This window comes from Erwinia sp. QL-Z3, assembly GCF_004551645.1.
GTDB lineage: Bacteria > Pseudomonadota > Gammaproteobacteria > Enterobacterales > Enterobacteriaceae > Erwinia > Erwinia billingiae.
Genome location: NZ_CP037950.1, coordinates 4,421,685 through 4,435,195, shown reverse-complemented (window position 1 = coordinate 4,435,195; position 13,511 = coordinate 4,421,685). Strand labels below are relative to the sequence as shown.

General features: G+C 53.9%; 13 protein-coding genes and 1 pseudogene. 13 read left to right on the top strand and 1 reads right to left on the bottom strand.

All coding sequences use genetic code 11. From position 1 onward, the window contains the following. Window positions 1-220: 220 nt before the first annotated feature. From E2F51_RS21320 to E2F51_RS21265, 12 genes are all read left to right on the top strand, one after another. Complete coding sequence (locus tag E2F51_RS21320) at window positions 221-1,036, top strand: MetQ/NlpA family ABC transporter substrate-binding protein (RefSeq protein WP_134824496.1); 816 nt, start codon at window positions 221-223, stop codon at window positions 1,034-1,036. Next, the gene (locus E2F51_RS21315; RefSeq protein ID WP_013202827.1) at window positions 1,033-2,058 is read left to right on the top strand and encodes a methionine ABC transporter ATP-binding protein; all 1,026 of its coding nucleotides are present in this window, start codon (window positions 1,033-1,035) and stop codon (window positions 2,056-2,058) included. The genes E2F51_RS21320 and E2F51_RS21315 overlap by 4 nt, the downstream gene beginning before the upstream one ends. Beyond that, window positions 2,051-2,719 carry a methionine ABC transporter permease gene (locus E2F51_RS21310; RefSeq protein ID WP_013202826.1) on the top strand — a complete coding sequence of 223 codons (669 nt, stop codon included), beginning with the start codon at window positions 2,051-2,053 and terminating at the stop codon, window positions 2,717-2,719. The genes E2F51_RS21315 and E2F51_RS21310 overlap by 8 nt, the downstream gene beginning before the upstream one ends. Window positions 2,720-2,726: 7 nt before the next feature. Beyond that, on the top strand, window positions 2,727-5,042 hold the full coding sequence (locus tag E2F51_RS21305) for a molybdopterin-dependent oxidoreductase (protein ID WP_134824495.1): 2,316 nt from the start codon (window positions 2,727-2,729) through the stop codon (window positions 5,040-5,042). A 135-nt stretch (window positions 5,043-5,177) separates the two neighbouring features. Beyond that, on the top strand, window positions 5,178-6,200 hold the full coding sequence (locus tag E2F51_RS21300) for an isopenicillin N synthase family oxygenase (RefSeq protein ID WP_134824494.1): 1,023 nt from the start codon (window positions 5,178-5,180) through the stop codon (window positions 6,198-6,200). Window positions 6,201-6,216: 16 nt separating this feature from the next. Further along, window positions 6,217-7,020, top strand: a complete 804-nt coding sequence (locus E2F51_RS21295) for a MetQ/NlpA family ABC transporter substrate-binding protein (protein ID WP_105759988.1) — start codon at window positions 6,217-6,219, stop codon at window positions 7,018-7,020. Further along, window positions 7,013-7,801, top strand: a complete 789-nt coding sequence (locus E2F51_RS21290) for a methionine ABC transporter ATP-binding protein (RefSeq protein WP_134824493.1) — start codon at window positions 7,013-7,015, stop codon at window positions 7,799-7,801. The genes E2F51_RS21295 and E2F51_RS21290 overlap by 8 nt, the downstream gene beginning before the upstream one ends. Continuing rightward, the gene (locus tag E2F51_RS21285) at window positions 7,789-8,457 is read left to right on the top strand and encodes a methionine ABC transporter permease (RefSeq protein WP_053142252.1); all 669 of its coding nucleotides are present in this window, start codon (window positions 7,789-7,791) and stop codon (window positions 8,455-8,457) included. The genes E2F51_RS21290 and E2F51_RS21285 overlap by 13 nt, the downstream gene beginning before the upstream one ends. Before the next feature lie 18 nt (window positions 8,458-8,475). After that, window positions 8,476-9,546, top strand: coding sequence for an iron-containing alcohol dehydrogenase family protein (locus E2F51_RS21280; RefSeq protein ID WP_134824492.1), 1,071 nt, complete (start codon window positions 8,476-8,478; stop codon window positions 9,544-9,546). Window positions 9,547-9,750: 204 nt separating this feature from the next. Further along, window positions 9,751-10,017 carry a DUF1778 domain-containing protein gene (locus E2F51_RS21275; RefSeq protein WP_134824491.1) on the top strand — a complete coding sequence of 89 codons (267 nt, stop codon included), beginning with the start codon at window positions 9,751-9,753 and terminating at the stop codon, window positions 10,015-10,017. After that, the gene (locus E2F51_RS21270; RefSeq protein ID WP_134824490.1) at window positions 10,005-10,496 is read left to right on the top strand and encodes a GNAT family N-acetyltransferase; all 492 of its coding nucleotides are present in this window, start codon (window positions 10,005-10,007) and stop codon (window positions 10,494-10,496) included. Before E2F51_RS21275 ends, E2F51_RS21270 begins: the two co-directional genes overlap by 13 nt. A 407-nt stretch (window positions 10,497-10,903) precedes the next feature. Continuing rightward, complete coding sequence (locus E2F51_RS21265; protein WP_134824489.1) at window positions 10,904-12,025, top strand: serine hydrolase; 1,122 nt, start codon at window positions 10,904-10,906, stop codon at window positions 12,023-12,025. A gap of 157 nt (window positions 12,026-12,182) precedes the next feature. Here the strand turns inward: E2F51_RS21265 and E2F51_RS21260 are convergent, their stop codons facing one another. Then, entirely contained in the window at window positions 12,183-12,620 is a 438-nt protein-coding gene (locus tag E2F51_RS21260; RefSeq protein WP_134824488.1) for a VOC family protein, read from the bottom strand. A 184-nt stretch (window positions 12,621-12,804) separates the two neighbouring features. On the opposite strand from E2F51_RS21260, the pseudogene E2F51_RS21255 reads away from it, so the two are divergent. Beyond that, a pseudogene (locus E2F51_RS21255) lies at window positions 12,805-13,406 on the top strand (tyrosine-type recombinase/integrase). Window positions 13,407-13,511: the final 105 nt, after the last annotated feature.

Sequence of the window (13,511 nt, the reverse complement as noted above, 5' to 3'; positions counted from 1 at the left end):
GGTTAAGCGGGAAATAATGGCATATCGCCTGAACAGTGAATACGGAAAACCCACGCGGACGTTAGCAGAAATAACGCTATCCATTGCCGGAAAGCGTTAATTCAAATGATGACTATCTTTAGCAGAATTAAGCCCAACGGCAACGGCTTTTTACCTTCAGGATCAAACTTTAGCTGTGATTTAATTACGTTCTTTCATTATCCGCATTAAGGATTTACTGATGAGCAAGTTTGTATTGCAAGGGATCGTCTTTGGCCTGTTATCTTCCGCCGCCGTTCTGGCCACCGCCCATGCTGAAGACAATAAACTGATCCGGGTGGGCTTTAATCCGGGTCCGTATAAAGAGCAGTTCGAGAAAGGCGTCGCGCCCTCGTTAATTAAAAAGGGCTATAAGGTCGAATATAAAGATTTCAGTGACGGCATTCAGGTTAACGATGCGGTCAGCCGTGGCAATATCGAAGCCAATATTATGCAGCACCCGGTCTATCTGAAGTCGGTCAACGATCGCTTAGGCATTGATAACGTCGGCATTGTGCAGGTGCCAACCCCGCCAATGGGACTGTACTCCGGCAAAATATCCTCGCTGACGAAGCCGGCTGAAGGCGCAACGGTGTCGGTGCCGAATCAGGCGTCCAATGAGTATCGCGCGGCGCTGTTATTGCAAAGCATCGGCTGGCTGAAAATCAGCCCGAAAAGCGATCCCGCTACCTTCTCGCAGAAAAACGTCACCGAAAATCCGTACAAAATCGTGCTGAAAGAGATGGATAACGCCCAGCAGGTCCGGGCACTGCCTGATGTCGATTACGGCGTGATCCAGGGCAACTTTGCGGTGTCCAGCGGCATGAAGCTCAGTTCGGCGCTGAAGCTGGAAGATCCCACCAGCAACTTTATCAACATCGTCACCGTGGCGGGCAAAAACAAAGACGCGCCGTTCGCCAAAGATATTATTGCCGGCTATCACTCTGCCGAATTCAAACAGTACATCCAGAGCCACGCTGAGTATCAGGGCTACCTGCTGCCAGACTATTTCAAATGAGTCAGCCAACCATCGCGTTTCGCAACGTCAGCAAAACGTTTTCACGTAACAACGTGGCGTTTCTGGCCCTCGACCGTATCGATCTCACCATCGAAAAGGGCGATATCTTTGGCGTGATTGGCACCAGCGGCGCGGGTAAAAGCACGCTGCTGCGGCTGATCAATCATCTGGAAACGCCAAGCCAGGGCGAGGTGCGGGTCAATGGCGAATCCCTGCAGGGAGTCAGCAAGCCACGACTCAATGAGGTGAAGAAAGACATCGGCATGATCTTTCAGCACTTCAACCTGCTGAATGCCAAAACCGTGTTTCATAACGTGGCGATCCCGCTGATTTTGCAGGGGCGGGATAAGGCGTTTATCCGCACGCGAGTGGAAGAACTGCTGGCGTTTGTCAGTCTGAGCGACAAGGCCAACAGCTTTCCCAACGAACTCTCCGGCGGCCAGAAGCAGCGGGTCGGCATTGCCCGCGCGCTGGCAACCAATCCCTCGGTGTTGCTGTGTGACGAGGCGACCTCCGCGCTGGATCCGCAAACCACGGTGCAAATCCTGCTGCTGTTAAAAGAGATTAATCAGCGTTATGGCATCACCATCGTGCTGATCACCCACGAAATGTCGGTGGTGCAGAAGATTTGCAACCGGGTGGCGGTGATGGCCCAGGGGCGCATTGTCGAGCAGGGCGATGTGCTGAGCCTGTTCGGTAATCCGCAGCACGCGGTCAGCGCCAGCTTTGTGCAGTCGGTGATCCACGATCGCCTGCCGGAACAAACCCTGGCGTTGCTGGCGGAACAGGAAACCGCGCGCTCGTTACGGCTGGAATTTATCGGCGTCACCGCGCAGCAGCCGATCATTAACCGCTTGATCCGCGACTTTCCGGTGGAGGTCAATATCCTGTTTGCCAATATGTCGGAAGTGCAGAGCACCATTCTCGGTTTTATGATCGTGCAGCTCAAAGGCGACGCGGCACACACCGAGGCGGCTATTCATTTTCTTCGCCAGTCAGGAGTGAAAATCACCGATGTTTGATCTCTTTGATACCGCCATTACCGGCGATCAGTTTCTGCTGGCGCTGCATGATACGGCGGTGATGATTGCCGTTTCTCTGGGGTTTGGCTCGCTGCTCGGCATCCCGTTGGGGATCGTGCTGGTGATCTGCCGTCCGGGCGGCATTCTGCCCAACCGCTTTGTGCATCAGGTGCTGAACCCGATTGTTAACGTCATCCGCTCGCTGCCCTTTATCATTTTGCTGATCACCATCCTGCCGTTTACCCGCCTGCTGGTGCATACCACCATCGGGACGCCGGGCGCGATTGTGCCGCTGGTGATCTTTATCGCGCCGTACATTTCCCGACTGGTCGAGAGCGCGCTGCTGGAAGTGGATGAAGGCATCCTCGAGTCCGCCAACGCGATGGGGGCCACCACCTTCCAGACCATCTGGTACTTTATGCTGCCGGAAGTCGCGTCCTCACTGGTGCTGGCGCTGACCACCGCCACCATCGGCCTGCTGGGGGCAACCGCAATGGCTGGCACGGTGGGCGGCGGCGGCATCGGCGATTTAGCCATTACCTACGGCTATCAACGCTTTGACGTCTTTGCCACCCTGTCTACCGCGCTGGTGCTGATTGTTATCGTCCAGTTATTACAGACCTTTGGCACGCGTCTGGCGCGCCGACTTCGCCGCGAGTAACCGCCTGATGAACAACAAAGATTTGGCCGTGATGCACTGGGGCACCTATCGGGTGACCACGCAGCAGGGCGTGCTTACAAAGGTTGAGCCGGTGGCCTGGGATCGTCAGCCGTCAAAGATTGGCGAATCGCTGCCTGGCGCGGTGCAGGGAAATACCCGCGTTCAGCGCCCGGCGGTGCGGCTGGGCTATCTTCAGGGCAAGGCGGCATCTCGCAGCGCACGCGGCAAAGAGCCGTTTGTCGAAGTCAGCTGGGACGTGGCGTTAACGCTGGTGGCGGATGAACTGGCGCGGGTGAAGCAGCAGCACGGCAATCAGGCGATTTACGGCGGCTCCTATGGCTGGTCCAGCGCCGGGCGCTTTCACCATGCGCAAAGCCAGCTGCACCGTTTTCTGAACCAGTTTGGCGGCTATACCGCCAGCACCAACACCTACAGCATCGCCGCCGGTGAGCGCACGCTGCCGCATATTCTCGGCGATCTGGATGAGCTGCAACGCCGCCACACCCACTGGCCGGTACTGGCAGAACACTGCGAGCTGTTTGTGGCGATTGGCGGCCTGCCGCTGCGTAACGCCCAGGTGAACGGCGGCGGAGCCAATGACCATGCGCTGGCATTCTGGCTGGATAAAATGCGCGACAACGGCACCGAATTTATCAACGTCAGCCCGGTAAAAAACGATCTCTCTGCGGTGCCCGATGCCCGGTGGCTGGCGATCCAGCCCGGCACGGATACCGCCTTGCTGCTGGCGGTGTGTCAGGTACTGATTGCTGAACAGTTGGTCGATCGCGCGTTCGTGGCACGCTACACCACCGGCTTTGCCCCGTATTCAGCCTATTTGTTGGGTGAAAGCGACGGCGTGGTGAAAAGCCCGGAATGGGCGGCTGAGATTACCGGGCTGGCGGCCGACGATATTCGTCAGCTGGCGCGGCGGATGGCCAGCCGTAAAACGATGATCAATATTGCCTGGTCCGTGCAGCGCGCGCGGCAGGGCGAACAGGCGTTCTGGGCAGTGGTCGCCACCACCGCCTTGCTGGGGCAGATCGGCACCGCCGGCGGCGGACTGGGCTTTGGCTATGCATCGACCAATCTGGCCGGGGCCGATCGGCGGATGTTCTCCGGGCCGCGCTTGCCGGTGGGGAAGAACCCGGTCAGCAGCCGCATCCCGGTGGCGCGCATTGCCGACATGCTGTTGCAGCCGGGTGAACCCTTCGAGTTTGACGGCCAGTCGCTGAGCTATCCCGACATCCGGCTGATCTACTGGGCCGGCGGCAACACCTTCCACCATCATCAGGATCTCAACAAGCTGGTCAGCGCCTGGCAGCGCCCGGACACCATTATCGTGCATGATCAGTTCTGGACCGCGCAGGCGAAATTCGCCGATATCGTGTTACCCGCCAGCACCTCGCTGGAACGGGAAGATATCGGCAGCGCCAGCAATGACGGCTTTATGATCGCTATGCAGCAGCATATTGCGCCGTTTGCCGAAGCGAAGTCTGACTACGCGATTTTCGCCGCGCTTGCGGAACGGCTCGGTTTTGCCGCCGCGTTCACCGAAGGCCGCAACGAGCGCGAATGGCTGCAGGCCATTTACGAGGGATCGCGGCCGCGTGCGGAAGAGCAGGGGATCACGCTGCCTTCATTCAGCGAATTCTGGGAAACCGGCAAGCTGGAATACGCGCGCCCGGCGCAGCCGCAGATCATGTTGCAGGATTTTCGGGACGATCCCGACGCGGCACCGCTTTCGACGCCGTCAGGCAAGATTGAACTGTTTTCCGCCACGGTCGCCGGCTTCGATTATCAGGAAGCGCCGGGTCATGCTTACTGGCATCCGCCGGAGTACGAGGCTCAGCAGGCGGTGAAGCAGCACTGGCCACTGCATTTGCTCTCCAGCCAGCCGCGCACGCGTCTGCACAGCCAGTACGATCACGGCAAAGTCAGCCAGCAGACCAAAATCGCCGGGCGCGAACCGCTCTGGATGCATCCGGACGATGCGCAGCCGCGCGGCATCGGCGAAAACAGCATCGTCAAAGTGTTCAATTCACGCGGAGCCCTGCTGGCGGGCGTCCATCTGACGCGGGATATTCTGCCGGGTGTGGTGCAGATGTCGACGGGCGCCTGGTACGATCCGCTGAATACGCATCAGGCCGCGCCGATGGACAAGCACGGCAATCCCAACGTGCTGACCGAGGATCGCGGCAGTTCACGGTTGGGCCAGGGATGCAGTGCGCAAACCTGCTTTGTCGATATTCAGCTGTTTGACCAGCCGCTGCCGGAAATTACCGCCTATAACCCACCGCAATTTGTGCACTATCCCGGCGAGTAATCCGCTGTTATTTCAGCCGTTTCACTGTTATTCATGAAATGCTGCCGATTGCATATTGATTGCAGGATTACTTCGTAGTTAAGCCCCGGCGGAAATGGCATTGTTGTTCTATGACATGCCAACGGGATAAGACTTATGAGCCAGACAGAAACGCTCGCGCTGCCGGTAATTGATTTCGCCCAGTTAACCGGCGATGAGCAGCAAAGAAAACAGACCATTGAGAAACTCGGCCAGGCCGCGCGCGATGTCGGCTTCTTTTATCTGATTAATCACGGCGTTGAAAAAACCGTATTAGATAACGTGCAGACCGTGGCCCGTTCTTTTTTTTCGCTTTCACAAGAAGAAAAGCTGAAAGTTAAAATGGAGAACTCGCCGCATTTTCGCGGATATAACCTGGCCGGCGTGGAAATAACCCGCAGCCAGCCGGATTACCGCGAACAATTCGATATTGGTGCCGATCGTGACGCGGTAGTAAATACCCCGGAAGTGCCGACCTGGCAGCGGATGCAGGGACCGAATCAGTGGCCTGAAGCGTTGCCGGAATTAAAAACCGTGCTGACCGGCTGGCAGCAGGATATGACCCAGGTAGCGCTTGAGCTGCTGCGCGGCTTTGCCGAAGCGCTGCAACTGCCGCGCAACGCCTTCGATAACCTGTATGGCGAGTATCCGAACGAACATATCAAGCTGATCCGCTATCCTGGCCGCAGTGAGTCCGAGTCTTCGCAGGGCGTCGGCGCGCATAAAGATTCCGGTTTCCTGACGCTGCTGTTGCAGGACGACCAGCCGGGTTTGCAGGTTGAGGTTACGCCCGATAACTGGATTGCCGCCTCGCCACTGCCGGGCTCGTTTGTGGTCAATATTGGTGAACTGCTGGAACTCGCCAGCAATGGCTACCTGCGCGCCACCATCCATCGCGTGGTGTCACCGAAGGCCGAAAAGGAACGCCTGTCGGTGGCGTTTTTCCTCGGTGCCCAGCTCGATGCGGTGGTGCCGGTCTATCAGCTGCCGGACTCGCTTGCCCGTCTGGCGCTGGGTCCGGCCAGCGATCCGCTCAATCCCTTATTACGCGAAGTTGGCTGGAATTACCTGAAAGGCCGCCTGCGCTCACATCCCGAAGTGGCCCGACGCTTCTATCCCGAACATACCAACAGTCAATAACAACAAGAGAATGATGATGATTAAAAAGACCGTATTTACCCTGGCAGGGCTGTCATTACTGGTTGCACAGAGCTTATATGCGGCGCCGTTACGCGTGGCAGCGGATCCGGTGCCACATGCCGAGATCCTGGAGTATGTGAAGAAAATCGATCCGAAGCTGGATCTGAATATTGTCGAACTGAACGGTGGGGTGAATGCGAACGAACTGCTGTCGGCGGGTGATGTGGATGCCAACTACTTCCAGCATCTGCCGTATCTGAAGGATCAGGAAAAAGCGCTGGGGAAAACCTTCAGCGTGGTGGCCAGCGTGCATATTGAGCCGCTGGGGATTTATTCCCGCAAGGTGAAAAGCCTGCAGGCGCTGCCGCAGGGCGCAACCATAGCGGTGCCAAATAACACCACCAACCTGAGCCGTGCGCTGTGGTTGCTGCAGCAGAAAGGGGTGATCAAGCTGAATGCGCAGGGCGAGGCCGGATCGACGCTGGTGACGCCGAAAGACATCAGCGACAACCCGAAAAAAATCAAAATCATCGAAATTGAATCGCCACAGCTGCCGCGCTCGCTGGATGACGTCGATGCCGCGATTATCAACGGTAACTACGCGCTGGAAGCGGGCTTAACCCCGGCGAAGGATGCGTTGGGTCTGGAATCCGCCGAGCATAATCCGTATGCCAACCTGCTGGTGACCACGCCTGAACTGGCGAAAGATCCGCGCGTATTGCAACTGGCAAAAGACCTGACTTCACCGCAGGTTGCCGAGTTTATCCGCAAGAACTACAACGGTTCGGTGATCCCGGTTGCGGACGAGAAGCATGATTAAACTCAGCCAAATCACTAAACACTATGCCGGCACGGAGGTGCCGGCGTTAGATCAGGTCTCGCTGACCATTGAGGACGGTTCGATCTTCGGCATTCTCGGGCGCAGCGGCGCGGGAAAAAGCACCCTGTTACGCTGCCTGAACCTGCTTGAACAGCCCAGCGCCGGGCAGATTGAGATTGATGGCGAAGACATTGGCAAGCTCAGCCTGCCGCAGCTGCGCCGTCAGCGGCAGCAGATGGGCATGATATTCCAGCACTTCAATCTGCTGCATTCCCGCACCGTTCACGACAACATCGATTTGCCGCTGGAAATTGCCGGTGTTCCCGCGAAGCAGCGGCGCGAGCGCGTGAATGCCTTGCTACAGCTGGTTGGTCTGGAAAACTTGGCCAACGCCTGGCCATCACAACTTTCCGGTGGGCAAAAACAGCGGGTCGGCATCGCCCGGGCGCTGGCCGCCAAACCGCGTTACCTGCTGTGCGATGAAGCCACCAGCGCGCTGGACCCCGAAACCACCGCCTCGATCCTCGATCTGCTGGCCGATATTCAGCAGCAGCTCAACATTACCATCGTGCTGATCACCCATGAAATGGGCGTGGTGAAGCGTATCTGTGACGGCGCGGCGCTGCTGGAAAATGGCCGACTGGTGGAGAGCGGCAGCGTGACGGAAATTATGGCGCGCGCCGACGGCCGCCTGCGCCAGATGCTGCTGAAAGATGGCGAAGCCGATCGGGCCTTTATTGCCCGCTACCAGCGTGAGGAGCAGGCCAGATGCGTAGCGTAAACTGGGACCGCTTTCAGGATCTGCTGCTGAATGCCACCTGTGAAACCGCCTATATGGTGCTGCTGGCGGCGGTGTTTACCGTGGCGCTCGGCCTGCCGGTGGGCGTGTTGCTGTTTTTAACCCGCAAGGACGGGATTTTACCCAACCGGACGCTTGCCACCGTGCTGAATACCGTCGTCAACGTCGGCCGCGCCTTACCTTTTGTGGTGCTGCTGATTGCGCTGATCCCGTTCACCCGTTTGCTGGTTGGCACCACGCTGGGCAGTACGGCGGCCATCGTGCCGATCACGCTGGGCGCCTTTCCGTTTTTTGCCCGTATTGTCGAGAACGCGCTGGATGAGGTCGATCGCGGCCGCATTGAAGCGGTGGTGTCGATGGGCGGCAATCTGTGGCACATCGTCAGCCGGGTGTTACTGCCCGAGGCGCTGCCCGCGCTGATCGCCGGCATTACCCTGACCATCGTGATGCTGATTGGCTTTTCCGCCATGGCCGGTGTGGTCGGCGGAGGTGGGTTAGGGGATCTGGCGATCCGCTACGGCTATCAACGTTTTGATAATCAGATTATGGCGGCAACGATTGTGGTGCTGCTGGTGATGGTGCAGCTCATTCAAAAAATCGGCGACCGCATCGTCCGATCGCTGGCCTACCGTCGCTAACCGAAAAGAGGACTTCCCATGTTTGCCATTAAATCGCCGAAAGCCTACCTGCAAAAGGCGGGACTGCGGGCCGAAGTGGGCGAGATTGTTGCGCCGTTTGGCCTGCGTATTCATATCCTCACCTCGCCGCAGGCCTGGGAAGCGGTTAACCCGCAGCTGAGCGAAAGCCTGGAACGCGCGGGCATCCGCTGGCAGCTCAATTTTCTGCACGGCGAGTGCACCGATGCGGCGATAGAAACGCTGCAAAGCAGCGTGCAGGAGCAGGACATCAAAGTGGTGCTGGCGATTGGCGGCGGAAGGGTGCTGGACACCGCCAAGGCAGTCAACGACGCGCTGCCGGATCGGGTGCTGATCAATTTCTCCACGCTGGCCGCCACCTGTGCCGCCTGGTCGCCGCTGGCGATTGTTTATAATCAGCAGGGCGGACATCTGCGCAGCGATCCGCTCAATAAAATGCCGGCGCTGGTGCTGGTGGACAGCGAGGTTATTGCCCGCAGCGACGTGCGTTATCTGAAGTCCGGCATCGTCGATGCGCTGGCAAAATGGTACGAGTTTGAGCCCTATCAGCGGCATAACCCCGACCGTCTGGCGCTGGATCTGAAAGTCTCTGCGGCCTGGCAGGCGGTGGCCGCGTTTGAGAAGTGGGGCGAGCAGGCCGTTGCCGACAATGCGCAACAGCAGGTGACGCCCGCGCTGGAAAAGGTGATTGAGGCCAATATCGTGCTGGCCGGGCTGGCAAACAGCATTCAGGATCGGCTGGCCACGCCGGGATTTGCCCACGTGATCCACGATCGCCTCACCCATCAGCCCGAATTACATCACTGGCTGCACGGCGAGAAGGTTGGCTTCAGCCTGCGGGTGCAATCGATTATCGAGCAGAACAGCGATCGGGCGGACAGTCGGTTGATGGGGCTGTTGCAGCGCTTCAATACGCCGCTGACCCTGCCGTTTGTCGGTGATGATCGCAAAGCGCGGGTCAGAGCGCTGGCTGAATCCATCCGCTTCCCGGCGGACAGCCTGCAGCATCTGCCGTTTACGATTACCGCCGATAAGCTGGAGCAGGCGTTGTTGAGTACCCTGGCTGACTAAGGAAATATGCCTCGATGTGCGCTTGTCAACGCAAAGCAGAAAAGGCCTTTTTTTTGCAAGACACAAGTGTCCTTTCTTCAGGCTAAGGGTTAAGAAGATTGTTTCAACGCTATCCCGTCACAAAAAATTCGCTGTCAATGTGTATAGCATTCTCTATACGGCAGCTGTAAGCTATGTATATCATTTGCTATACAGGAGCGCATCATGAAATCTGATGTTCAGCTTAACATTCGGGCTAAAGAAGCCCAGCGCGTGTTGATCGATACCGCTGCCGCTATTCTTCATAAATCACGCACCGACTTTATACTAGACATCGCTTGCCAGGCTGCTGAAAACGTTATCCTTGATCGCCGGATGTTTAATCTTGATGATGAACAGTACGCCGAGTTTATCAATATGCTGGATGCACCCGTTACAGCGAATCCGGCACTGGATACGCTGCTGGCGAGAAAACCTCAATGGGAAAAGTAACCGCTCCAGCACCGCTAAATACGACTCACATTCTTTCAGAGTTTCACTCCGGGGAAGTTGCACTGGATGAATGGATCAGGCTCAGGGGGTTAAAAAACCAGTCGACCGGCGCCGCCAGAACGTTTGTGGTGTGCCGGGAAGATTCTTCACAAGTGGTTGGTTTTTACTCTCTGGCCACCGGCAGTGTCACTCATGCCATTGCACCCGGTGGGCTCAGACGAAACATGCCTGACCCCCTTCCCATCATAATTTTGGCCCGGCTGGCAGTTGATTCGAGTTGCCAGGGCCAGGGTCTTGGTGCGGATTTACTGCACGATGCGGTACTCCGTATTTGTCGGGTTGCGGAGAATATTGGCGTCCGGGCCATTATGGTGCATGCCTTATCTGATGCGGCAAAACAGTTTTACCTGCATCATGGATTCCAGCCCTCAACGACACTGGAAAAAACACTTTTTCTCCGGTTACCTACTGCCATTTAACCGCACGTCAGCCCTAATTTCCTCTGGGGGCAACTCACAGCCAGAAGCGGATATTTTTAACAATATGTTGTGTTAATCAATGGGGATCAAGCCATAGCGGCTGTAGCCATTCTTGTGATTAATAATGTGAGAGAGTTTGCGCGGATGCCGTGTCTGGTGCAGAAAGACTGGGTTCGCTGACCGCGGACAGAACGCCAGATGATGAAGGTACGCTCTGTGTCAGGAGCGGACTTTCACACGATTTTTTATTTTGATTAGTTTTCTACAGGAGATAGCATGGTTAAAAATAGCTTAACGCCAACTTGTTTTATTTTAAATGCCAATTTTAATTAGAGTAATAAAATTAGCGCGTACCTATTCGTAGAGGTTATTTTGAAAGTGAAGCCGTTTATATAGAGAGACAAAAAATGAATTTCACTGAACATAAGCTAAAAGTTCTAATTGATAACATGACACCGCAAATGTTTCCCGGCCTAACGATAGCTATAGGAAAAGACGATAAAATATTATGGCAGGGTGCTGCGGGTTATGCTGACGCCAAAAACCATATCAAAACTGATGAAGAAACAGTCTTTGGGATTGGCAGTATAACGAAGGTTTTTGTTGCGGTGATAATACTTCAGCTAACTGAGGAAGGTTTCTTAACTCTCGACCTTCCCATCTCAAATTTTCTTAAGAAAAGCACTCTTGCTGGAATTGCAAATGCTGAAAGTGTGACTGTCAGGCACTTACTTTCACACTACTCAGGTATATCTAGCTGGGAAGATCAGCCCTCATGGATTTTTGAGGCTCGCGGTAAGTCAGTTAAGCCAGAAAAGATATGGATGCCCTATGAAAACCTTAAGTATATAAGAGGAAAAAACGCAATCTGTCTCCCTGGAGATGATTTCCATTATTCCAATAGCAATTTTACATTACTGGGTTTACTAATCGAAAAAGTTACCTCGTGCAGACTAGAAGATGAATTGCAAAGAAGAATTTTTCATCCTCTCCTGTTAAAAAACACCTCTCTCGAAACAAAGTTCATATTAACTAACAAAAAAATTTCTGACAGGTTCCATAGATTTGATGCGGATTTTATAAACAATGCGGGTATTTCGTCTCATTTTAAACTTGAAAATAATAATATCCTTAACGTTTCAGAAACTAATTTGTCAGTGGAGTGGGCAGCGGGTGGGATAGTCTCTACGTCAGAAGATATCCTTAAATTTATTCTGGCATTAAAAAACGGTAAGCTAATCAATCGTAAAAGCATGCAAGAAATGCAACGTTGGGCTCCGGCCGATGATATGCAAATGGGGTTAAGCCTGTTTAGAACGAACACTAACTACGGTGTAACAATAGGCCATGGTGGCAACGTCCTTGGTTACAGCGCATGTGTATGGTGGTACGAAAATATAAACTGTGCCGTTGCCATACTCACAAATGTGGGTTCTATGCATGCTAGCCCAGAAGCTAATAGTGCCAGTAAAATTTTCAAAAACTCAAACGTTGGTAAGTTGGCCCAGGAATTATGTATCCAAAATTGACTATACGTATGTCAATCTAAGTTTTAAAAGAGCGGTAAGTCCGCTCCTCGCTCAAAGCAGACCTTCAGCGTCACGTGTTTGTCTGCTCTGTGCCAAAAGCGGACTTTGCAAACATCTCTGTTTTAATTAGAGGATAACAGGTCATGATATGTGGGCCTCATTGACTGCGTTCCATCAATTCAAGCGTCTGACCATCAGGGCTTTGTAAATATATTACTCTGGTTCCCTGCATGGGGCCTGACAATACTGTCTGAGGTTTACCCGGCGTCTTCCAGCCGTAGTCCGATACTTTGCCCAAGAGCGTATCAAGATCCTCTACATTAAAAGCAAGGTGAGCGTAGCCTGGGATATAGGGCGCTGAAGGTTCTTCTGGCTGCTCAATGTTATTGTATTGTAGTAATTCAATTCGAATATCAGCCAGTTCAAGCAAAGCCATTCGTACATCAGCTCCCCTTGCACCTGTTACCTCATCGATTATAGGTCCAGACATTTTTCCTTCACGTAATAATTTACCTCCAAGAACCTGAGTCCAAAAAAATAATGAGTCTTCAATGTTTTTAACTGAAAAACCAACGTGATTAACACTTAAGATCATGCAATTACCTGCTGAGTTTTGGAAGTTAATCATCCGACTATATAGAAAGCCTGCTTTATTTCTACACGATAAATGCGCGACCGTTTTACAAGCCTGCATCTTTTATCGATAAATTGCGAATGTCCGCTTTTCGCTCATAAGGGACAGCCATACTCAAATCTCCCACATTGCAGGAGATTTGAGTATGAACACTTCATCGTGGAACAAAGGCCGTATCGTAGGCCAAAAAAGACCACTTCAGATATCTCATATCTGGGGGATCCGAATCAGGCTTGAACTGGAAGGTAAGACGCGCGATTTGGCTCTGTTCAATATGGCCCTGGACAGTAAGCTACGAGGCTGCGATCTGGAAAACTTAAAGTATCTGATGTTGCATATGGCAGCTCTGTTTCAAGCAGGGCAACGGTGTTGCAGCAGAAAACCTGTAGCCCTGTCCAATTTGAGATAACCAGTGGGACAAGAGAAGCTGTTACTGCACTGATAAAACTTGGTAATTTACATAGTAATGACTTCTTGTTTCGATCTCGGGTCGGTACTAACCAGCACATATCAATCCGGCAATACAACCGGATTTTTCATGGGTGGGTAGCAAAACTTGGTCTCGACGATACGCTTTACAGCACTCATTCCATGAGAAGAACAAAACCTTACCTTATCTACAAGAAAACTAAGAATCTCAGGGTGATCCAACTTCTGTTGGGCCACAGGAAACTGGAAAGCACAGTCCGTTATCTGGGCATTGAAGTCGATGATGCGTTAGAGATCTCTGAATCGATTGAAGTCTAAGGTTGTCAGGGCTGCAATAGCAGCCCTGTGCCAATAGCGGACGCAGCACCATATACTTCTTTGAAGAATAACCGTGACCGGCAGTGATGAGCTTTGTACGATATG

Coding starts and splice junctions, on each gene's coding strand:
- E2F51_RS21320 (WP_134824496.1), top strand. CDS start 221: ATGAGCAAGTTTGTATTGCAAGGGATCGTCTTTGGCCTGTTATCTTCC.
- E2F51_RS21315 (WP_013202827.1), top strand. CDS start 1,033: ATGAGTCAGCCAACCATCGCGTTTCGCAACGTCAGCAAAACGTTTTCA.
- E2F51_RS21310 (WP_013202826.1), top strand. CDS start 2,051: ATGTTTGATCTCTTTGATACCGCCATTACCGGCGATCAGTTTCTGCTG.
- E2F51_RS21305 (WP_134824495.1), top strand. CDS start 2,727: ATGAACAACAAAGATTTGGCCGTGATGCACTGGGGCACCTATCGGGTG.
- E2F51_RS21300 (WP_134824494.1), top strand. CDS start 5,178: ATGAGCCAGACAGAAACGCTCGCGCTGCCGGTAATTGATTTCGCCCAG.
- E2F51_RS21295 (WP_105759988.1), top strand. CDS start 6,217: ATGATTAAAAAGACCGTATTTACCCTGGCAGGGCTGTCATTACTGGTT.
- E2F51_RS21290 (WP_134824493.1), top strand. CDS start 7,013: ATGATTAAACTCAGCCAAATCACTAAACACTATGCCGGCACGGAGGTG.
- E2F51_RS21285 (WP_053142252.1), top strand. CDS start 7,789: ATGCGTAGCGTAAACTGGGACCGCTTTCAGGATCTGCTGCTGAATGCC.
- E2F51_RS21280 (WP_134824492.1), top strand. CDS start 8,476: ATGTTTGCCATTAAATCGCCGAAAGCCTACCTGCAAAAGGCGGGACTG.
- E2F51_RS21275 (WP_134824491.1), top strand. CDS start 9,751: ATGAAATCTGATGTTCAGCTTAACATTCGGGCTAAAGAAGCCCAGCGC.
- E2F51_RS21270 (WP_134824490.1), top strand. CDS start 10,005: ATGGGAAAAGTAACCGCTCCAGCACCGCTAAATACGACTCACATTCTT.
- E2F51_RS21265 (WP_134824489.1), top strand. CDS start 10,904: ATGAATTTCACTGAACATAAGCTAAAAGTTCTAATTGATAACATGACA.
- E2F51_RS21260 (WP_134824488.1), bottom strand. CDS start 12,620: ATGATCTTAAGTGTTAATCACGTTGGTTTTTCAGTTAAAAACATTGAA.